Source organism: Streptomyces sp. NPDC042002, assembly GCF_055588305.1.
On sequence record NZ_JBVJCT010000006.1, the window covers coordinates 187,354 to 208,281 of the forward strand.

General features: G+C 68.2%; 13 protein-coding genes. 9 read left to right on the top strand and 4 right to left on the bottom strand.

The window, feature by feature from the left end; all coding sequences use genetic code 11:
* Positions 1-258: 258 nt before the first annotated feature.
* Both ACZ6KY_RS12425 and ACZ6KY_RS12430 read left to right on the top strand, forming a co-directional pair.
* Entirely contained in the window at positions 259-1,101 is an 843-nt protein-coding gene (locus ACZ6KY_RS12425) for a helix-turn-helix domain-containing protein (protein ID WP_469310268.1), read from the top strand.
* A complete protein-coding gene (locus ACZ6KY_RS12430) occupies positions 1,083-1,292 on the top strand; it encodes a DUF397 domain-containing protein (protein ID WP_469310269.1) in 210 nt (69 codons plus the stop codon). The genes ACZ6KY_RS12425 and ACZ6KY_RS12430 overlap by 19 nt, the downstream gene beginning before the upstream one ends.
* Positions 1,293-1,380: 88 nt before the next feature.
* Here ACZ6KY_RS12430 and ACZ6KY_RS12435 read toward each other — a convergent pair whose 3' ends face one another.
* Positions 1,381-2,055 carry a class I SAM-dependent methyltransferase gene (locus ACZ6KY_RS12435; protein ID WP_469310270.1) on the bottom strand — a complete coding sequence of 225 codons (675 nt, stop codon included), beginning with the start codon at positions 2,053-2,055 and terminating at the stop codon, positions 1,381-1,383.
* Positions 2,056-2,211: 156 nt separating this feature from the next.
* Positions 2,212-2,652: a glycine-rich domain-containing protein gene (locus ACZ6KY_RS12440; protein WP_469310271.1), complete on the bottom strand. Its 441-nt coding sequence runs from the start codon at positions 2,650-2,652 to the stop codon at positions 2,212-2,214.
* Positions 2,653-2,849: 197 nt separating this feature from the next.
* Here ACZ6KY_RS12440 and ACZ6KY_RS12445 point away from each other — a divergent pair, with 197 nt between their 5' ends.
* Positions 2,850-4,139, top strand: coding sequence for a helix-turn-helix domain-containing protein (locus ACZ6KY_RS12445; protein ID WP_469310272.1), 1,290 nt, complete (start codon positions 2,850-2,852; stop codon positions 4,137-4,139).
* A gap of 58 nt (positions 4,140-4,197) precedes the next feature.
* Here ACZ6KY_RS12445 and pglX read toward each other — a convergent pair whose 3' ends face one another.
* A complete protein-coding gene (gene pglX / locus ACZ6KY_RS12450; RefSeq protein WP_469310273.1) occupies positions 4,198-7,827 on the bottom strand; it encodes a BREX-2 system adenine-specific DNA-methyltransferase PglX in 3,630 nt (1,209 codons plus the stop codon).
* On the bottom strand, positions 7,824-12,515 hold the full coding sequence (gene pglW, locus ACZ6KY_RS12455) for a BREX system serine/threonine kinase PglW (protein ID WP_469310274.1): 4,692 nt from the start codon (positions 12,513-12,515) through the stop codon (positions 7,824-7,826). Before pglW ends, pglX begins: the two co-directional genes overlap by 4 nt.
* Before the next feature lie 309 nt (positions 12,516-12,824).
* Between pglW and ACZ6KY_RS12460 the strand changes: the two genes are divergently transcribed.
* From ACZ6KY_RS12460 to ACZ6KY_RS12485, 6 genes are all read left to right on the top strand, one after another.
* Complete coding sequence (locus ACZ6KY_RS12460; protein WP_469310275.1) at positions 12,825-13,034, top strand: hypothetical protein; 210 nt, start codon at positions 12,825-12,827, stop codon at positions 13,032-13,034.
* 140 nt (positions 13,035-13,174) lie between these two features.
* Complete coding sequence (locus ACZ6KY_RS12465) at positions 13,175-13,717, top strand: restriction endonuclease (protein ID WP_469310276.1); 543 nt, start codon at positions 13,175-13,177, stop codon at positions 13,715-13,717.
* 263 nt (positions 13,718-13,980) lie between these two features.
* Positions 13,981-14,817: a vWA domain-containing protein gene (locus ACZ6KY_RS12470; RefSeq protein ID WP_392181316.1), complete on the top strand. Its 837-nt coding sequence runs from the start codon at positions 13,981-13,983 to the stop codon at positions 14,815-14,817.
* Positions 14,818-14,834: 17 nt separating this feature from the next.
* Entirely contained in the window at positions 14,835-15,674 is an 840-nt protein-coding gene (locus tag ACZ6KY_RS12475) for a hypothetical protein (protein WP_469310277.1), read from the top strand.
* A gap of 2 nt (positions 15,675-15,676) precedes the next feature.
* Complete coding sequence (locus ACZ6KY_RS12480) at positions 15,677-17,857, top strand: protein kinase family protein (RefSeq protein ID WP_469310278.1); 2,181 nt, start codon at positions 15,677-15,679, stop codon at positions 17,855-17,857.
* 377 nt (positions 17,858-18,234) lie between these two features.
* Positions 18,235-20,895, top strand: coding sequence for a beta propeller repeat protein (locus ACZ6KY_RS12485; protein ID WP_469310279.1), 2,661 nt, complete (start codon positions 18,235-18,237; stop codon positions 20,893-20,895).
* The last annotated feature ends 33 nt before the right edge of the window (positions 20,896-20,928 follow it).

Sequence of the window (20,928 nt, forward strand, 5' to 3'; positions counted from 1 at the left end):
GGCCCGAATCCGCCCGGTGCATGCAGGTTGTCGTTCGGTGAGGTCGCCTTCGGCGGTCAGGGCCTTGGGGTTCGGTTCCGCTGATTCCACGCCCCGGCTGCACTGGGTGAATTACGCTGTGTAGTCCGATCGTTACGAGAGTGAGCCTTGCCTGGGTGTGGGCGGCTGGGCTGTGGGCGGGGTCGTGCGTACCCGTCGCGCGGTGGTGGTTCCACGCACGTTGCACATCGGTCATGCGAACGTCCCGGAGGGAGCGGTATGCCGCAGCGTCGCGTCATCACCGGCCGTAGCCAGGAGCCACGCCAGCGCTTCGCCGAGGAGTTGCGGACGTTACGGGCCGGGAGCGGGACGAGTCTGCGGGCGCTCGGCGAACGGCTGGGCTGGGACTGGTCGTTGTTCGGCAAGATGGAGAAGGGCGAGACACTCGGCAGCCCGGAGGTCGTCCAGGCGCTGGACCAGCACTACGGGACGCCGGGACTGCTGCTGGCGTTGTGGGAACTGGCCGCCGGGGACCATACGCAGTTCCGCGAGCGGTACCGGCGGTACATGGCGCTGGAGGCGGAGGCGGTGAGCCTTTGGCACTTCGCGGTGAGCGTGTTGCCGGGGTTGTTGCAGACGCCGGGGTACGCACGGGAGGTGTTGGCGGCGGGCGGGCTCAAGGGGAAGGAACTTGAGCAGCAGGTCGAGGCTCGGGTGGGACGGCGGGAGTTGTTGGAGGGGGAGGATGCGCCACCGTTCCGGACGATTCTGTCGGAGGCGGTGCTGCGGACGCCGTTGCGGGATGTGGGGGAGTGGCGGGGGCAGTTGGAGCACCTGAGGGAAGCTGCGGAGCGTCCGAATGTGACGGTCCATGTGCTGCTACAGAGCGCAGGGCTGCACGGTCTTATGAGCGCCGACATGTGGTACCTCCTCCTTCCGGAGGGCAGGACCGTCGCGTATACCGAGAACGGATACCGGGGTGAACTCATTGAGGAATCAGGCCCGGTTGTGAGTTTGCAGAAGACGTACGATGCGGTGCGTGACCTGGCACTCACCCCGGCTGAGTCGCGCAAGTTCATCCTGCGGATGTTGGAGGAAGCAACGTGCGATCCATCGACCTGACTGCCGCTTCCTGGCGCAAGAGCAGCTACAGCAACCAGGACGGTGGGGCGTGCCTCGAGGTCTCTGACGACTTCGCAACTGTCGTCCCGGTAAGGGACAGCAAGGTTCTGCACGGCCCGGCGCTTGTGTTCCCGGCTGGCGGTTGGGCCTCCTTCGTCTCCGCAATCAGGGGCGGGCAGTTGGGCGACTGAACTGGCACGGCAACGGCGTCGCGATCGGTTCGGGTCGCGGGGCCGTTTCACAGACCAAGGGCGCCCGGAGACGATTGCGGCTGTTGCACTACTCGGCGATACGGGCCCGGACCAGGAGCGTGCCAAGTTTGCCTGCCTCGGGCGCTTCGAGTACCGAAGCCTGGATGTCGGTGAAGCCGTGCCGCTTGAGCAGGTCGGTCCAGACCTCGGGGGTGTACTGCCAACGAAGAACGGTGAGTTCGCGTTCGCGGCCTTCAAGCCACTTACCCCGCATCGGTTGCGGGCCGTAGGCCCCGGGGACGGGTTCGGCCTGGCTGAACGCGAGGACGCCGCCCGGCGCCAGTCGCTTGGCCACCAGCGGAAACACCTGCTCGGGGTCGGTGAACCACACTGCGCCCCACACCGAGTAGACGGCGTCGAACAACTCGGCGCCCGAAGCGAGGTAGTCGCACGCGTCCGCGTGGACGAAGTCGAGCCCCGGAACGCCGTTCCACCATCTTCGGGCACGCTCCACCTGGACGGGGGATAGGTCGACGCCGGTCACTTGTACGCCTTGGAGGGCAAGGTACACGGCTTCCTTGCCCTCCGCGGGGCCGAGGTCCAGGGCGCGGCGCGGCTCACCGAGCAGTTCGGCACCCGGGCCGTGGTCGGGGTACTGGGTCCATTCGAAGCGGTCCACGACGGGGGCGGGCTGGTCGCCTTCTCCGCGGTGCGGCATGTAGGTGTCCCAGTATTCGGCCGGAGTGTGGGGCAAGTGGGACACGTAGCTCCTCCGGAGAACGGTGAGACCAGTGGAGCTGGACACCGTACCCGTGAAGCCCTGCGTCCGGATGGGATCGACACAGCGTCGTCGTAGCCTGCGCGGATGAGTACCCGGGGACGCTCGCGGCGTCCCTGGGCCTGATCGTTTCCCGGCGTGTCAGTGGCAGTTCTCGCCCGGTCGGCACGGGCCGCACTTGGCGTAGTCGGCCTCCCACAACTTCCAGTCGACCTCGAAGCCGTTGCCCGCGATGATCTGCGCGGTGCGCTCCACCGAGCCGTCGTACTTGAACTCGATCTCGGGGATGTGCTCCAGGAACTTCCCGTCGAAGTGCTGATGGCAGAAGTCCCTGTAGTTCTTGGTGTCCAGGATGAAGACGTGGACCGCGATGTCGACGGTACGGCCGCAGCACATCTCCAGGCCCTGGCCCCATTTTTCGATGGCCGTGATCAGGTAGGAGACGGCTGCACTGAACAGCCGGGTCGCCATCACCTCGTCGAAGGGGTAGTCACGCATGAGGAGGTGGATCTCGCGTTCCCAGACCTCAGGCGTCACGAAGTCACGTGGGTCACGGACCTTGGTGTCGACTGCTGTCGCCATGCTGTCCTCCAGGATTTCTCAGCCCTGCTCCACTGCGGGGCTCTCGGGCCCAGAGAACAGCTCCACGAACTCTCCTGACGTTCGGTTATCGAGCAGTGCAAGCCGTTTGCATATCCTGCACACGCCATATGCGCACCGCTGGAAACCCCATACCGTGGGTAGGCAGTCCTGCCGGTCGCTGGCGGGTGGGAGGCCAGATGAGTGCCGATCAGCTCTGGAAGTCAGGCACGGTACGTGCCTTGGTAGCGAGCTTCGATCCAGGTGGCCTCATCAGGATGGGCCGGCAGCGACGCGGATGGCGACAGGCGGATCTCGGGGAACGCATCGGTTGTTCCGCCTCCACGGTCTCCCGTTTGGAGCAGCACGGCAGGCACGCCGACCTGGACCTGATCAGGCACGCTGCCAAGGAGGTGGGCGTGCCGACGAACGTCTTGGCTGCGTCGCTCGGGCTAACCGGCGAGCAGGCCACTAGAGTTGCGCCGGAACGGCCACGCTGTGCCGAGGAGGACCCGATGCGCCGCCGTACGCTGCTTGCTGCCGCCGGCCTGGCCGCTCCGGCTTCGCTGCTGATGGGCTTGGACGACGCGCTCGCGAGCATGCCCGAACCGACCGGGTCCCCGGCTTCGTTCGACTCCCGTCTGATCGCCGCCCGGGGCTACTTCGACGCCGGCCAGAACGCTCAGTTGCTGAAGGTGCTGCCCGGCCTGCTCGCGGACGCCCACCATGCCGCACGGGGGCGCGAGGAGATCTCGTTCGCCCGTCTGTCGGCGGCCTACAGCCTGGCCGCGCAGGTATTGACCAAGATCGGACGGTACGACCAATCTCGGCTGACCGCGGATCGGGCCACTGTGTTCGCGGACCTGTCCGGCTCCCCCCTCGTTGCGGCTGCGGCAGCCCGGGAGCTGAGTATCGTGCTGCGCCACCAGGAACAGCCTGCGGCAGCTCAGCGTCACATTCAGGACGCGCTCTCACGGGTCGAAGCCACCGGTCTGAAGAACGGTGCTCAAGCATCCGCGTACAGCCAGATGTTGTGCACGACCTCCTACACCTCGGCACGCAGGGGAGACCGGGATCAGGCCCTCGCCATGATCCGTGAGGCGAAGCGAGCCGCCCGCGATCTCCCGGAGGAAGCGCCTGAGGGACGCCTGTTCCCCATCACCCCGGCCGCTGTCGACCTGTACGCCGTCGGAGTCCACTGGGCGCTTGGTGATGCGGGGGCAGCTCTGGAGGCCGGCCGTGGGTTGCACGCGGGTCAGTTCAAGACTGCCGAGCGCAAGGGGCGAATGCACACCGACCTCGCTCGGTCCTGGTGGCAGTGGGGCAAGCCCGAGCAGACCGCCGCGGAACTGCTCTCCGCCGCGCGGGTCTCTCCCGGCGAGGTACGCGACCGGCCCGCAATCCGGAAGATCGTCGAAGACCTGCGCTCCCGCCATGCCCAGGTTGTGGGAGTCCGGGAGTTGGTCGTGGCTGCGGGAATGCAGTCCTGAGCTCCAACGACTGAGGGGTATTCCGCGATCTGTGATCACGGAACACCCCTTTGGCGTCTTACTTCTTGGTGGTACGGCGTCCTCTGGTCGCGGCGGCCGGGCGCCAGGCGCGCAGGTCGTCGTCGGTGAGGCCGTGCTTGCCCTGTTCCATCTGGCGGTCGCCCTCGAAGAACTTGGCGGGGGTCGGGGCGAAGAGCGGATCGGACTCGTTGTGCCACTGGTTCAGCCACGGCTGGAGTTCCAGCAGCCCGGCGAGCAGCGGGGTGACCTCTTCAGCGATCAAGCCTTCGTGGGTGGCGATGTACGTGTCGAGCGCGATCGCCTGCTCACGGTGGTCCCAGCCGGCCCAGCCGTACAGGTCGGGGGTGGCCACGTTGGCCCGCGCGTACGAGATGAACCGCTCCTTCGGCACGTCCAGCTTGCCGCGTGCCCGCCAGTAGGAGGGGCGAAGGAAGTCGGCCGAGGTGTACTTCGGCGGCACGGGGATGCTGTCCCGGATCTTCCGCTTGGCCGGCTCGTCCGGGGCCGCGTCCTCCTCCCGCTGGAGATCCCAGACGTGCTCCCAGTCCGCGCGCTTCTTGAGGGCGGCGGGCTTGTAGCGCAGGGCGGAGAGGAAGGGCACGTGCTCGTCGGTCATCAACTCGGAGACGACGGCGGGCAGTTCCTTGTGGGGTGCGTAGATCTTGGCGACGGAGACGATGTCCTCGTCACGGGAGAGGTTGTCGGTGAGACGGGAGAGCGTGATGAGGGCAGGCATCCCGTTCTCATCGAACCAGTGCGCACGGCGCTCGATGCGGTCGAGCAACCAGCCCCGCAGAGCCTTCTCCTGGAGTGCATCCCATCCTTCGGTAGCCCATCGCCGCTTGTACTCGGGCCGCTCGATCATGCCGATGGCTCGGGACGACTCGATGGCGTCGATGCGCTCCTGGACAACTTCGCGGTAGGCAGCGGGCCAGTGGGAGGGAATCTCGGTGATGGGCGTGGACCCGTGCCGCTTGAACCACTCGTCACTGGCCTCACCTGCGGCGACCCGGCGAGCAAGCAAGATTTCGAAAGCCCGCTCACCGAGGGCCAGTTCCGGGATGTCAAGGGAGTCAGGATCGTCGGAGACGCGTAGATCTTCGGGGTGCAGGTTGTAGAGCGAGTAGACCTGCCAGTCCAACTCTTCCTGGAGGGCGATCATGCGGGAGCGGGTGGAGTGCCAAGTGGCAGAAGCTTGGCGAAGTGATGCGGAAGTGGGAGGGGTGTCGGTCGATTCGGTGTAGGGGTCAGAAGCGGTTAGTTCTCGGGCGAGGGTGTCCAGCGCAATAGCGTGCACCGTAGGGTGGGCAACGGGGAGAGGGAAATCGCCAAGACTTGTGCCGGTGAACTCGTAGCGCTCCTCCCACGCTTCGCTCTGAATGCCACGTCCGAGGCCGCTCCCCCCTTTCCCCTGACTGACTTGCTTGAGCCAGAAACAGGCCGTGGAGCTGTTGAGTACGCCCAGCAGCTGTAGGTGTTCGGTCTCGGTTGCCTCATGCCGCAGCTTGATAATCGGGGCCGACTGCTTGAAGGCTTTCCCGCTTCTGTCCAGAATGAAATGGTTATGCGTGGCCACGAAAGCGAATGTAATCGTCCAATCGTGAGCTCCGCGGCTGGGTGTGATCTGATGCCACTCATGCCATCTGCGGCCGTCTGAGAAATAGGTGCCTTTCGAGAAGGTGGCGCGATTTCCCATTATCGTACGACCGGGCCAGAGCCACCTGTGTGCGCCGGACGCTTCAGGGAGCTGGCGCAATTTGAGTTCTGCCGTGTACGGATAGAAGCTGTACGTACCATCCGTGTGCGTCCAGTCGCGTAGTTCTTCCCCGAGAACTAGCTCTTTGCCCAATTCGAGTTCAGCGCCGCGGCGGACCCAAGCTGGCCGTGTTGTAAGCATGATGTCATCGGCATTCGTCATGCCGAAGACTCCCAGTCTGCTGGTGATCGTCGAGAGTGTCGACTGATGGGAAGACCCGAGCTGCTCGACCATTTCGAGTCCGCCGTCGGCCAGAACCCACGGCTGCTTGCCAAAATAGTGTTCTCGTGCCAAATCGTCAACGGAAACCCACTGGCTCACTGACCCTGGAGCGTCGATCTGGGCGACAATTGCACGCCAGACCAGCCCTTCTTCGGCCCTTTCGGGCACGCTAGGTTCCCCTTGGACGCTCCGAACGGTGCGCACTGTTTCAGATCGATGGCTGCCGCTTCGTCGCCTGCCCGTGAGGATAACGGTAGGTGTCCCGTGCTCGGGGATATAGGCGCCCGAGGTGTCGATGACTTCAGTCAGCTCCGCCTCGTGACCGAAGTACGCCTCGATCAGCCGTGTACCGAATTCTCGCTTCATGAACGAGTTTGCTGTAATCTGGCCGACCATTCCGTACCCGGCCCCGCTCGCACTATCTCCCACTGTAGCCAGCTCGAAAAATCGCTGAGCAAACGGCACCGACAGGGCATACTTCCCCGCGCAAGCGTCGTACAATCCCCGGTAAAGCTCGTTAAGCTTCTTATCCTTCACCGTGATATAAGGCGGATTCCCCACCACCACGTGATACCGCCCCGGCCGCAAAATCTCCGGGTGCTCATGCACATCCTCAGTCTCGTACTTGAAGTCGGCCAGCTCATCAGCCCCCTCCTCCTCCAAGTCGTCAAACAGGTTCCCCTGCTTGTGCCGGTGCTTGATGAGGGAGTCGCCCACCGCCAGATGGATCGGCCACTCGTACTTCGCCGCCTCCGCGAGCGTGTGGACCCCACTCGCCGCCATTGCCGCCACCAACAACCGGAACCGGGCGATGGCCACCGCGAACGGGTTCAGGTCCACGCCGTGCACCGAGTCCAGCGACTCCCGCACCCGCTCGTGCACGTCCTTCCCCGGACGGCCGTCAGCCCACAGCCGCACCAGCCGCCGGAACGCACCCAGAACGAAGTGCCCCGACCCGCACGTGGGGTCGATCATCTTCAGGCCCTCGTAGCCGAACTCCCGTACCGCCGGGTCCATGGTCCGGTCGAGGATGAACTCCTCCACGAACTCCGGGGTCTGAAGCAGCGCGTACGTCTTGCGCGCCGCCTCGCTCAGGTCCTGGTACAGGTCACCCAGGAACCGCGTGTCCCAGCCCCGCGTACCGTCCCCGTCCTCCTCCAGCGCGTCCGTGAAGTCGTGGACGAGGACACCGGCGTCGTTCCGCCCGCGCCAGAAGTCCACCAACTCCCGTGCGCCGTCGTGCGACAGCGGGATCTGGAACAGCGGGTTGTGGCGGCGGTCGAACAGCAGCCGCCCCGCCTGTCCCGCGCCCAGTTCGTCGAAGGCCTGCTCAAGCCAGCCTCGGTATGTCGGGTCGTCCGACCTGGCGACGTATTCCTCGAAGCGGGCCAGCGCCAGGTCGCGACGGTCGCTCTCCGGTGCCGTCAGGTAGGGCTCCGGGATGAGTTCGTTGTCCTCGCAGAAGCGGACGAAGACCGTGCCGAGCACCCACGCCACCGCGACCTGGGTGACCCGCTCGTCCAGCCAGGAGTTCCAGGTGGCCGCCGTACGGCCGAGCTTGCGCGCGCGGTCGTACTCGGCGCGCAGCTTCTCGCCCTCCGGTACCACCTTGACCTGCTTGCCGAGATCGGTCTCGACCGCCTTGACCTGCTGCTTCAGGTCTTCCAACAGGGCTTTGCGGTCGATCACTCGATGTCTCCCTCGGTACCGTTCACGCTCATGACACTCACGTCCGTCACCCCGGACAGGTAGTCCTTCTTCACCCACGAGTCCGGCAGGTCGATCCATTCGCCCAGGCCGGACTGGTAGGCCACCGCCGTGTGTCCCAGCTTCGGCTCACGCGCCGGGTCCGCCTGCGGCACCAGCAGCCACAGTCCGCGCCCGCCCTGGCGGGCCGCCTCCGCGAGCCGGTCCAGGACGCCCATCCCGTCGTACCGGGCGAACACGGCCACCTCGGTCAGCAGGACCGGGCCCGAACCCGCCCCGGGGGCGAGCAGTTCCCGTATGCGCGGCTCCACCGTGCCCCACGCGGTCCGCGCGTACTCCGTGAACTTCAGCGCGCCCCGCGAACCCGGCTCGGCCACGTCCGCCTTCAGCAGCGTGTCCCAGGTCGGCTTCGTGCCCGGGGGGACCAGGGCGTGCATGGATTCCAGGAAGAGTTCGGTCACGGAGACCGGCTGGGCTCCTATGCGGTGGCCCGCCAGTCTGCGTACCGCCTGGACCGTACGGTCGAGGTGCACGGTCAGGACCCGGTAGCCGTCCCGCCGGGCCGAGGCCAGCAGGCGTTCGTCCGCGCGGATCCCGCCCGCCACCAGCGGGTCGTCGGAGTAGCGCGTCACCGCGCCGGCCTGCGTCGACTGACGCCAGTTCCCGCCCGTCAGATAGGTGGACGCGCTGTCCATCCGCGTCGGCAGATACCGCAGGGTGCTCTCGCCCTCGCGTGTCGACAGGGTCAGGTCGAAGCCCGCCTCGCGCAGTGCCTTGGTCAGAGGGCCGCCGGTCGGCAGTTCGTGCGTGCTCGTGCCGCGGCCGTCCTTGACGACCAGCTCGGGGAAACGGGCCCGTACCCGCTCGTGGACGTCCTCGCCCGTCAGGCCCGGCTGCCGGGCCTCCGGCATGCCCGGGGTCAGCCGTACCAGACCGGCCTGGGTCAGGCGCAGGGCCCGTACGAGGGGCAGGTCGCGCGGGTAGATCTCCAGGCGGGGTGTGGCCGCCGCGTTGACCGACGCGGCAGCGGCCAGTTCGACCAGCCGCCGCTCGTCCCAGTCCACCACCCCGGGCGGCGGGGTCAGCGCGCCCAGTTCGCTCAGCACCGTCGTGGCGGTCGGCAGCGTGTCCAGACGGGTCAGCCGGTCGGCGGTCCTGCCCAGGCGGGTCGCGTAGTCGAGGAGCCCCGGAGCCGTCGGGGTGTCCGGGGCGTCGACCTCACGCACGTCCAGCGCGAGCAGACCCGCGGCCAGTGCCTCCTCCGTCGCCCTGCGGTTGGCCTGGTGCTGGAACTCGGCCTCCTCCGGCTGGAGTTGTTCCACCTCCACGACGGCCCGTACCGCCGCCAGAGCCAGTGCGCGCCGCTGTTCGCGGCCGAGGAGCTGGGTTCCGCGCCGTACGGCGAGGGCGTCGGCGATCTCCACGGCGGGGGCGACCCGGCCGAGGCCCACCAGCAGGCCGACGATCTCGTCCCGCAGCGCCTGGACCGCCGGGTGCTTCTTCCAGCGCTTGCGCTCCTCCTTCAGCATCTGCGGGATACGTCCGGCGGACAGGCCGAGCGCATCGGCCACGTCCTTCTGCTTGGGCCAGACGCCGATGCCGGGCAGTTCGCCGCGCTCGTCCGGCAGGCGCAGCAGCAGCCGGACCATCTCGACCTTGTTGCTGTTGGAGCGGTTGTTGTTCAGCTCCGGGACGAAGAGCGTGGCGAGGAGATCGAGGCTCAACGAGCGCAACGCGGACTCGCTCAGGCCTTCCGCTCCCTCGCCCACGGCCAGGGCCCCGGCGACCGCCGACTCGGCGGCGGTGAGCTGGGCGAGCTCCTCCTTGGCCTCCGCGCGGCCCTTGGGCGTGAGCGGGGAGAGGGGTGCCTCGCGCAGCAGCCTGCCCCACTGGCGCTGTCGGCGCTGCACCTCGGTCCGGGTCTTGGTGCCGAGGCCCGGCGCGTTGAGGAGCTTGCTGCGGCTGTAGTCGAGGAGGCCGCCCACGGTGGTGATGTCGAGGCTGTAGAGGAAGGCCTCCGCGGCCGGGCTGAGACCGGCGCCGGACAGGTGGGTGTCCCGGGTGACCGCCGCCGCCAGGCGGTCACGCTGCTCCTCGGCGGTGACCGGCTCGGCGTCCGCGATCGCCGTCGCCCGCTCGCCCGCCACCGGCTCCTGCGGAGCGGGCTCGGGGTGGCGGGTGCGGTGGCTCGACGGGACCGCCTGCGAGGCGTCCAGGAAGATGCGCTTCCAGGCGTCCCGCATCGGCTTCAGCTCGGGGAACCGCTTCGACGCGTCCCGGTGCAGGGCCTTGCGGAAGAACGCGACGAGACCGTCCCGCACGGCCGGCTCGAAGGCGTCGGCCTGGACGGTCGGGTACGGGAACTCCTTCGCGTCCGTCATCCGGGGCGGCACCGAGCCGTCGCCCCACCGGGGCAGCTCGCGCGAGGCCATCTGGTGCAGGGTGACGGCGACCGCGTACCGCTCGGCGTGCGAGTCGTACGCGGTCCGGGTCAGGGTGCCGATGAAGGGGTCGAGGTAGCCCTCGGTACCGGCTTCGTAGTCCTTTGCCGGGTAGCCCGCGAGGGAGAAGTCGATGAGGACCAGTTCGCGGGTGCGGTTGGGCCGGATACGGATGGCGATGTTGTCCGGCTTGATGTCCCGGTGCCAGACGCTCTCGCCCTCCAGGAAGTCCACGGCACCGAACAGGTAGTCGCCGTACGCCTCCAACTGGTCCATTTTCAGGCGGCCGTGCTCACGGAGCTGGCGCGCGACCGTCTCCTCGCGGCGGCGGGTACGCGTGCCCGTGCCGGAGTCGGCGGCCTCGTCGCCCTGGTCGGTGGCCTCGCGTTCGTCGCCCACGTACTCCAGGGCAAGGGCGGTGCGGGGCCCGATGTGTACGGGCTCCGGCTCGACGAGCCGGATCACCCGGGAGTCGGGGCGCAGCCGGTTCATCACCTCGGCCTCGTGGACCAGGATCTGGCTCCGGGAGTCCGAGAGTGCCACCTTCAGCACGGCCAGCGGCCGGGTCCTGCGCGCTTCCGCCTCGAGGTCGCGGACGAGGAAGGCCCGGCTCGTGGACCCGGTGCCGAGGCGGCGGCGGACTTCCCAGCGCCTGGCGAGCACATCGCCGGCCACCGCGTCCAAGGGATCCTTCTCGGGGTCCTCGGTCGGTTCGAGGTCGGGAGCCGAGACCGGCGCGGTCAGGGTTTCCTCGACGATCTCCAGCATGTCCAGGAACTCGTCCACCGAGGACAGACGCTGTCCGGGTCGGTAGGCGGTGGCCGCCTGGACGAGGAAGTCGATGTCCTCGGAGAGGTCGTCGACCAGCGAGCTGGGGCGCAGTCCCTCGCCCGCCTCAAGGCGCGCCAGCAGCTCGGCCTGACTCGCGGCCGGGGCCTTACCGGTGACCAGGAGATACGTGAGGACGCCGAGGCCGTACACGTCCAGGTAGACCGGGTCGGCCTTGAGGGCGGTCAGCTCCGGGGCGAAGTACGGGTCGGAGGCCTCCGCCAGGTGCATCGCCGACAGGGCCGTCGGCGCGAAGCGGGTCACGCCCGCACCGCTGTCGCCGTCCGTGCCGGAGGCGCGCTGGGTGGCGATCTGCCAGTCGGAGATCTCCAGGCGGGGGGTGAGCCAGGCGGCGTCCTCGCCGACCGTCTGCCCGCGGCGGCCCCGGTTGCGGGGAATGACGTGAACGGCGCGGGCGGCCAGCGCCCGGTGGTGGATGCGGGCGGAGTGCGCGGACCGCATCGTCTCGGCGAGCTGGCGGACCAGCGCCATCCGGCCGAGGATGTCGAGGCTCTTGCCGTACTGGAGCAGGTACTCGTCCAGCCGGAGCGTGCGCGGGTCGTAGTCGAAGATCAGGGCGGGGCCCGCGGTGTGCCCGGAGGGGTAGTACTGCTTGAGCTGGACGACGCCGGGGTGCTTGAACCGCTGCAGTACGGCCGCCTCACGACGGGCCGCGTTCTCCACCGACCGCCGGATCGACGCCTCCGACCCGCGCTCGCTCAGATAGACGCGGACCCGGGCCACCTCGGGCAGCTCGCTGTGGCTCGCCTTGTAGTCGGCCCAGGTCGGGCCGGAGTCGAAGGACTTGCGGTCGAGCTGGTACGGGCCGACCTTGTACTCGGCGTCACTGCGGCGGATGCCGATCCGTTCGAGCGCGGTCTTGATCTCGCGGGAGTCGACGGCCGTGATGCGGCGCCGCTCGTCGCGCGGCGGCTGCTTCAGCATCGCGACCAGCTCGTCGACGGTGTGGACGCCGTTCTGGTCGTGGGCGGGCAGGCGTACGCGCAGACCGTCGTCGGTGAAGCAGACCGCCTCGCCGACCCACACCCGCCTGCCGTTCTGGCCGAGCAGGCCGGCCAGTTCCTTCGCCTTCTTGTTGACGAGGTGGAGGGGGTTGCCGTGGGGGCGGCGGTGGCCGCCCGGGGTGGTCTGGACCCAGGTGCCGTTCTCGCTGGTCACGGAGCCGTGCCAGTCCTTGAGTTCGATCATGTAGACGCCGCCCGGGGCGACGACGAGGAGGTCGACCTCGCGGACGTGACCGGTGTGGGCGGTGAAGGTGAAGTTCGACCACGCCCGCCAGGGATCGGAGTCCGGCAGTTTCTCCCGGATGGCTTCCAGGCCGCGGAATTCATGATCGAACTCGGAGTCGGTGACCGTGGTCCACCGGCCGCCTTGCCGCATGCGCGTCTCCGCCTCTTAGTCCTGTCCCCGGTCGCGGTCCGTCCGTGGCCCTACCTGCGGTTTCCGCCACGTCGCGGACCTGCTGAATCCTAGCTCCGGCCGACGACAGTGGGTAAGCCGTGAGGAAAGCCGCAATCATCGGGCAGGGGCGCACGCAGGGGACCCACGGGGAACGGACGTCGTCAACGCTCCCGCGCGCCCCCGTTTCGGCTGCTTCGGCTGAAGACGTACTGGCCGGGACAGTGGCTTTCCCGATACCCATGACCATGAAGACGTGGGTGGGGAACGGGGGATCCGGTGCTGCTCGGCATGGCGTTACTGGTTATCGGCGGCATCGCGCTGGTGTCGCGGTGCGGGGGGCCGACGACCTTCCACCGGCCGTGTCGCCGCAGGCGCAAGGGGCTGTTCGCGCGCTGCCAGGACCACACCATCACTCTGATCACGATCACCGACCTGGCGGGGCTCACGCTGTTCGGGCTGGCCTGGGGCATGTGGGCGCTCTTCGGCCCGGCCGCCTGATGCGGCGCAGGCGGAGCCAAGGGGGGTGGGCGGCAGTTCCCTGGTGGGGCTGGGGCGCGGGCGCCCTGGCCGGGGTCGGCGGTCTGTGGCATGCGGCCGAGCTGTGGCCGGTGCGAACGGGTGGCATCGCACTGACCGCCGTGGCAGTGGGACTGGGCCTGAAGCCGGGACGGCTGGCCGTGCGGAGATGGATGGACCGCTCGGTGCTTTCCGCGGGGTCCGTGCGGTATTCGCTCGCGCATCTCGACTCACTGGACCCCCGGGCCTTCGAGCTGGCTGTCTGCTCCTTGCTGCGCCGGGACGGGCTGACCGCGCAGCATGTGGGCAGAGCGGGGGACAAGGGAGCCGACGTACTCGTCGTCGACCGGTCACGACGAAGGGTCGTCGTGCAGTGCAAGCGACTGCGCCCGGACCGAAGGGTCGGGGACCAGGACGTGCAGCGGGTCAACGGCACGTACCGCCACGATCACGGTGCCCAGTTCGCGGTGATCGTCACCACCGGCGGCTTCACGGCAGCCGCCCGAGCCAGCGGCCCACGCTATGGGATCCGCCTGGTGGACCGGGCCGCGCTGGAGAGGTGGGCGGACCTGGGTGAGCCGCTGTACAGAATTCTGCGCGTTCCGGACGAGGGCACAAGGCGCGGGCACTATGCGCCGGGATCATGGCGATGGAGACGGCACTGAGATGGTTTCGTATCGGCGGGTCTCGATCCTTCCTGCGCGGAAGGCGAGTTGGCGGCACGAGGGCATGTGCCCGATGAGATCGAGCAATCGCGGTCCAAGTTGTCACGGGCACTTTCAGAACGTCCGCCCCACGTCGACATCCTCGCACTACCCTACGACCGGGGGATCTCGGTGGTCGGCGTGCGTGCTGGCGACTGACACATCGGCACGTCGTACGAGCTCCTCCGACGACCGACTTCTTCACAGTCCGGCGGGAGCCCAACGTGCCGTATACGGCAGAGATCAGCCGCAGCAATCCCACGAGCATCATCTTCCTCGTCGATCAGTCGACCTCCATGAGCGACCCCATCGGCGGTGAGATTCCCCAGCAGAAGGCTGATGTCGTTGCCGACGCCATCAACCGGCTCCTCACCGAGCTCTCGGTCAAGTGCGCCAAAGAGGAAGGTGTACGTGACTACTTCCACGTCGCGGTCGTCGGCTACGGCGCCACCGTCGGATCGGCGTTCGCGGGTTCGCTCGGCGGCCGGGACATCGTTCCCCTGAGCGAGGTGGCGGACAACCCGGCCCGCGTCGACGAGCGAAGCAAGAAGGTGTCCGACGGCGCCGGCGGTCTCGTCGAGACCGTCGTCAACTTCCCGCTGTGGATGGACCCGGTCGCGCACGGCGGAACCCCGATGAACCGCGCCCTTCAGTACGCCGAGGGTCTCGTCGCCGGCTGGACCGAGCGGTACCCGGCCAGTTTCCCGCCGATCGTCATCAACCTGACGGACGGCGAGTCGACCGACGGCGATCCCACCGCGGCCGCCGAGGCCATCACCTCGCACGCCACGGCCGACGGCGCGGCGCTGCTGTTCAATCTGCACGTCTCCGCAGCGGGCGGCACACCCACCGCTTTCCCCGACACCGCCGACGGTCTCCCCGACAGCTACGCCCGCACCCTCTTCTCCATGTCGAGCCCGCTGCCCAGTCACATGCGTTCGTACGCGGCCTCGCAGGGCCAACGGGTCAGCGAGTCCACCCGCGGCTTCGTCTACAACGCCGACATCACCACGGTCGTGCAGTTCCTCGACATCGGCACCCGCGCCACCGAGCTGCGGTGACGGCTCCACCCTCCTGCGTGTATGTCACGCACCTCGTGGCTCCCAAGTACGGGAGCACCGAGGCGGAATGCGAGGACGCCGTCGTCGTGCTGCCCAGCCGCTCCCACGACTACATGCTGCGGGAACCGCTCACCGCCGGCGTCTGTGACGGGGCGACGGAGAGTGCCCTGGCCAAGGACTGGGCCCGGCTGCTGTCCCGCGTGGCGGCCCAACACGCCATGGAACGGCCGGACCTGCTGGACGGCGGCACCGCTTTCGAGGAGTTCGCGGCGTCGGCGGTGTCCCAGTGGGATCCCTGGCTCGTGCAGTACACGCAGTCGCGCATCGCGGAAGGGCGTCCGCTGAAGTGGTACGAGCACACCAAGCTCGCCGAAGGTGCCTACGCAACCCTGCTCACCGTGCGCGTCGACCCGGAGCACGGCCCTGATACGAATGCCGCCTCTGACGCGTCCGAACCGGCATGGCGCTGGCGAGCCGCCGCCCTGGGGGACAGCTGTCTGTTCCATCTGCGCGACGACCGTTTGGTGAAGGCGTTCCCGGTGGGAGCCGCCGACGAGTTCGGCACAGTCCCTGACCTCTTCGGCAGCCGGAACCACGACGTGGCACTGCTGGCCTGCCGTACCCGGTTCATCGAAGGCCGGTGCCGGCCGGGCGACCGGCTGTTCCTGATGACCGACGCACTGGCCGCGTGGTTCCTGTCGGCCCCTGACCAAGACGCCGCGGTCGGCCAGTTGCTGGAGTTCTCCGGGCCCGACGACCTGAGCGGGTTCGTGGACTGGCTGAACGGCCTCCGGGACAGCAAGCAACTGCGCAACGACGATGTGGCCGTCGTGCGGATCGATTTCGAAGGACGGTGAACGTGGGTTCGCCCACCGGCCAGCAGAGGCAGTTCCCCAGCGGTGCCGACTACGCGGAGGCCTTGCAGCACACGCGGTTGTGCTTCGAGCATCCCGAACTCAAGGGCGCACGGCCGGAACTGACCAAGCTCGGCCTGCCCCGCGCCATCTCCGGCGCCTTCGCGAGCGTGTTCTCGCTGACCTCGGCCGCGTCGGGTCGGCGGTACGCGGTCAAATGCTTCACCCGCCACGTCCCTGACCAGGAACGCCGTTACCAGGCCATCAGCAGCAGACTTGGGCAACTGGACGCGGCCGAGCTCTCCCAGCCCTGGAAGCTCGGCTTCGAGTACCTCCCTGACGCGATCGGCGTCGGCCGGGAGCGGTACCCGGTCCTGAAGATGGACTGGATCGACGCTGTCACGCTGTCCTCCTGGCTCGACGACAACCACACCGACCGGTTCGCCGTCGACCGTCTGGCCGACCGGTTCGAGGCGCTGACCCGCGATCTGTCGGAACACGAGATCGCCCATGGTGACCTCCAGCACGGCAACCTGCTCGTCGCGAGCGATGACACTCTGCGCCTGGTCGACTACGACGGCATGTACGTGCCGTCGCTGGCGGGCCTCGGCGGCACCGAGCGCGGCCACCGCAACTACCAGTCGCCCCTGCGCGGAAACGATGACTTCGGGGCGGCGCTCGACCGGTTCTCCGCCTGGGTCATCTTCATGTCGCTGAAGGCGACCGCCGCCGACCCGGCACTGTGGCATCGGCTGCACGAGCCCAGTGGTGAGTTCTTGCTGCTCACCGAGGAAGACTTCAAGAATCCGGGCGGCTCCACCGGGCTCCAGACGCTGCTCGCCCATCCCGACCCGACGGTGAGGGGCCTTGCTGACCAGGTGAGGTCCTTGGCCTTCCAGCCGCTGGACCTGCTTCCCCCGCTTGCCAACGCGATTCCCAAGCAGCGGACCGCTGCGACGACGAGCACATCAGCGTCCGCTCTCCCCACGGCACCTGCTCCGGCCACGGGCGGACTGCCCGGCTGGATGACCGGGCACGTTCCCACGCAGACCTCCCCGTCGTCGTCCGCGCCCTCCACCACTTCACCGGACAGCTTCAGTTACAGGACGCCGTTGGACGTCGTCACGGCCGTGCTCTGGCCGCTGCTGTTGGCCGCGACCGCCTTGATGATTGTCGTCGGATTCCCACAGCCCCTCATCGCAGCCGTGGCGCCAGTCATTGTCGCCGCTGTGGTGACCACCTTCGCTTGGAGCCGCCGCGCGGAGAGGGCTCGGTCACGGGCCGTCCTGGCCGGGCTGACGGACGACTTGGCCAAGCTTGAGGACCCTGCCAAGGCAGCCGAGAAGCTACGCAAGGACAAGGCGAAGTTCGACGCGGCGGAGCTGAAGCGGACCAACGCCTATCCACAGGCTCAGGACAAGCTCAGAGCGCAGTACCACGCCGAGCTCAAGGAGGCCGAGCAGCGCAAGGTCCGTAAGCAGCGCGAGATCGACAAGAAGATCGACGGGCTCGCGGAGGAACTCCGCAGAGCCTTGGGCAAAGCGCTCGCCGACAAGCAGTCCGCGTTCGTCCGAGAGCGGCTCAGCCGGCGACTGATCGCGCAGTCCCCGCCGCACGGCATCGGGCCGACACTTGCCGCCCGTCTCGCCGCGGCGGGCATCCGAACGGCCGCCGATTTCACCGGCTACCGGCCTGTGCAGAACAGCTCGTACAACAGCACCGGGGCCCTGCTCGTGCTGAACGGCGGCCGCACCGTCAACGTGCAGGGGATCGGCGAGGCCAAGGCCATCGCCCTCGAAATCTGGCGTAATGACCTGCACGCGTCGGCCGTCGCCCAGCAGCCGATGGTTCTCAGCCCGGCGGAACGACAGCTGATCGAGCGGGACAGCACCCGCCGCCGGGCTCAACTCGCCGATCAGCGCAAGGCTGTGGAGTCCGGGACCGAGGCCTCACGCGAACAGGCACGGAAGGATTTGGAGGAGGGACAAGAACGGCTCTCCCGGGAGAACACGCTTGCCGGAGACCGAGCCCGGCAACAGCGCCAGGAATTTGGCCGACGCGCGGTCGCACTCCAGCAGAACAGTGTGCTGCACGGCACGTTGAGCGCATCGAGGGAAGCCGCCAAGCTCCGGCACCGTGGGCTGTCGTACACGCGCTACATGCGGTTCCTCTGCACCGGTCGCTGATGTCATGCCCGGCCGCCACACACCGTGGTGCGCAGTGTGGTGAAACGGGATGCCCGGCTCCAAGTTGCCTCTGTCCTTGGTCATTTGGATCGGGTGATGTCCATGGACGCTGATACGACGCGGACTTGGGTGGCTCCGCGGTAACCAGCCTGAGCGGTCGGCCCCGGTGCCGTGGCCAAGGTGTCGGCCAACCCCGTGGCGCTGCCGCCGGGGGGCGTAGCGCCTCTACGACGTCAGGCACCGCACGGCCCGCATCCGGTGCGGATGTGGTGAATGGCAGGTCCCGCTCAAAGCTTTGTCCAAGTGGCGGACGTCCTCCTGCCCGCATGGTCGGGTCTCCTGCGACGGCTCTGTCGAAGCTCGTTCGGGAGGATCTGGTGTCAGAAACAACCCGCAAGAGACGGTGGCTCACGATCTGTGCCATCACCGCTTCCGCCGCCCTCGTCGCGATACCCGCGGGTGCGGCGCCCGGCCGGGGCGGCAGCCCCTTCGGGGCCCGTGCCCTCAAGCAACTCGCCTCCGAGCGAGCGCAGTCGGTGGGCGCTGTCACCCCCAAGGCGACGGCGGACGACGACGGCGGTGACGACGGAAACGAAGCCGACGAGATAGCCGAGGGCGCCGACCAGTACGCCGAGGCCCGCACCTCGCCCGGCGTCGTCGCACCCGGCGCGTACGGTGCCGCCTGGAACAGTCTCGCCAACCTGCCCTCCACCGGCGGGAGCTGGCGGAACGTCACCGATCTGCCGTACAACTCCGACGACGCGCGCTACCGCGACTACGACTCCAACTCCAGTGGCGGTTCGGGGAATGTCACCGGGCGGATGGCCGCGATGGCTGCCGACGGTGTCGGGTATGTCTACGCGGGCAGCGCGGGCGGTGGCGTATGGCGGTCCCGGTCCGGCGGCGGGCACTGGCAGCCCATCAGCGACAAGCTGTCCTCCCAGTCGACCGGCGCGCTGGCGCTGGACGGGTCCGGGCGTCTGTGGCTGGGTACAGGCGAGGCGAACACCAACGCGGACGCGTACCTCGGCAGCGGGGTGTACGTGCTGAGCGACCCGCACCACGGCACGTTCTCCTCCCACGGCAGGGTCGGCGGTGACGAGCTGGAGAGCACCACCATCCACCAACTGCGCTTCGGCGGCCGCAAGGTGTGGGCGGCGACCAGCGAGGGTGTCTGGAGCCATTCCACGAAGACCCTCGGCGGCGCCTGGAAACTGGAGTACGCGCCCAACCCCGACTACCTGCCGGGCGGTTCGCTGGCCAACGACGCCTCGGCCCCGTACAAGAACATCACCAACGACATCGCGATCGACCCGAAGAACCCCGCCAAGGTGGTCCTCGCGGTCGGCTGGCGCAGCGGTGACGACTACAACGGCTTCTACGCCAAGGGCCCGGACGGCACCTGGACGCGGATCACCAGTGGCCTGGGCGACCTGCCGGCCGACCCGGACAACGTCGGCGACGTCACCTTCGCCCGCTCCGCCGACGGCTCCCGCTACTACGCCATCGACCAGTCGCCTGAGCAGCTCAACACCAACCCGGACAGCGGTCTGGAGGGCATCTACGTCTCCAAGTCCGGTTCTCCCACCGGCCCCTGGACGAAGGTCGCCGACTACCAGCAGCTGGCGGCCGACGGGTCGGCGCTGACCTCCAGCGGATACATGCCGGGCGTGCAGGCCTGGTACAACCAGTTCCTGACGGTCGATCCGGCGAACGCGGAGCATGTGTACGCGGGGCTCGAAGAGGTCTACGAGACCAAGGACGGCGGGAGCAACTGGTCGACCGTCGGCCCGTACTGGAACTTCGGCTTCTCCTGCTGGAGCATCGACCCGGCCAAGCAGACCGGCGACTGCGACCAGACCACCCACTCCGACCAGCACGGCGTCGCCATCGGCGGTTATCACGGCAAGAGTTACGTGTACGTCGGCAACGACGGCGGCGCCTACAAGCGCCCGGTCAGCGGTTCCCAGGACTCCTCGGGCCACGCCACCGACTGGACCTCCCTCAACGACGGCACCATCGACACCCTCCAGTACTACTCGGTGGGCATCGGCAAGGACCGTACGTACGGCGGAGTCTCCGTCACCGGCGGCCTACAGGACAACGGCCAGTCGATTCTGCGCAGCAACGACAAGGTGATGGGCTCCAACTTCGGCGGTGACGGCGGTGACACGCTCACCGACCCGGCCAACGGCTGTGACATCGCCGAGGAATACGTCTACCTCTCCGTCCAGGTCACCCAGAACTGCGCCGTCAACGACGGTAGTTGGGTGACCGACCCCAGCAAGGTCACGTCGTACAACGTCGCCCCGGCCGACAACGCCACGAGCGAGGCCCGCTTCATCGCCCCGCTCGCGACGGACATGAAGAACAGCTCGACATGGATCGCTGGCGGCCGTCACGTCTGGGTGCAGACACACGGCTATGCCATCCGCAGCGGCGACGAGTGGACGAGCGTCCACGACTTCGGTACCGGGCGCACCGCGACCGCCGTCGCCGCGTCCGGCGGCAAGGTGTACGCCGCGTGGTGCGGCCCGTGCAACAACCAGGGCTTCGCGCGCGGCATCTCCGTCGGCAACGCGGACGGCACCGGCTGGCACGACATCACCCTGCCGGCCACCGGCACGGACGGCGCGGTGCCCAACCGCTACCTCAGCGGCTTCGCCATCGACCCGAAGAACGCCAGTCATGTGTTCCTCGCGGTCAACGGCTTCTCCCGGCACTGGACCGAGGGGCCCGGCGCGGGGGTCGGCCACGTCTTCGAGTCGACCGACGGCGGCACCACCTGGAAGGACATCTCCGCCAACCTCCCCGACGTGCCGGCCAACTCCGCGGTCGTCACGGCGAACGGCGGTCTCGCCGTCGCCACCGACCTGGGCGTGGTCTACCGGGCGCCGGGCCGTACGACGTGGCAGCGCGTCGGGCAGCTTCCGGCGGTCGCCGTGCTCCAGTTGAAGCTGAGCCCGGACGGCGCCACCCTGTACGCGGCCACGCACGGCCGCGGCATCTACACGATCAAGGTGCGCGACTGCGGCTGACGCGGCGAAGCCGCAGGGGTGATCCCGGGGCTC

Bases quoted from the DNA above. Each gene is read 5' to 3' on its own strand.
- pglW (WP_469310274.1), bottom strand. From the start codon at position 12,515: ATGCGGCAAGGCGGCCGGTGGACCACGGTCACCGACTCCGAGTTCGAT.
- ACZ6KY_RS12425 (WP_469310268.1), top strand. From the start codon at position 259: ATGCCGCAGCGTCGCGTCATCACCGGCCGTAGCCAGGAGCCACGCCAG.
- ACZ6KY_RS12440 (WP_469310271.1), bottom strand. From the start codon at position 2,652: ATGGCGACAGCAGTCGACACCAAGGTCCGTGACCCACGTGACTTCGTG.
- ACZ6KY_RS12460 (WP_469310275.1), top strand. From the start codon at position 12,825: ATGGCGTTACTGGTTATCGGCGGCATCGCGCTGGTGTCGCGGTGCGGG.
- ACZ6KY_RS12445 (WP_469310272.1), top strand. From the start codon at position 2,850: ATGAGTGCCGATCAGCTCTGGAAGTCAGGCACGGTACGTGCCTTGGTA.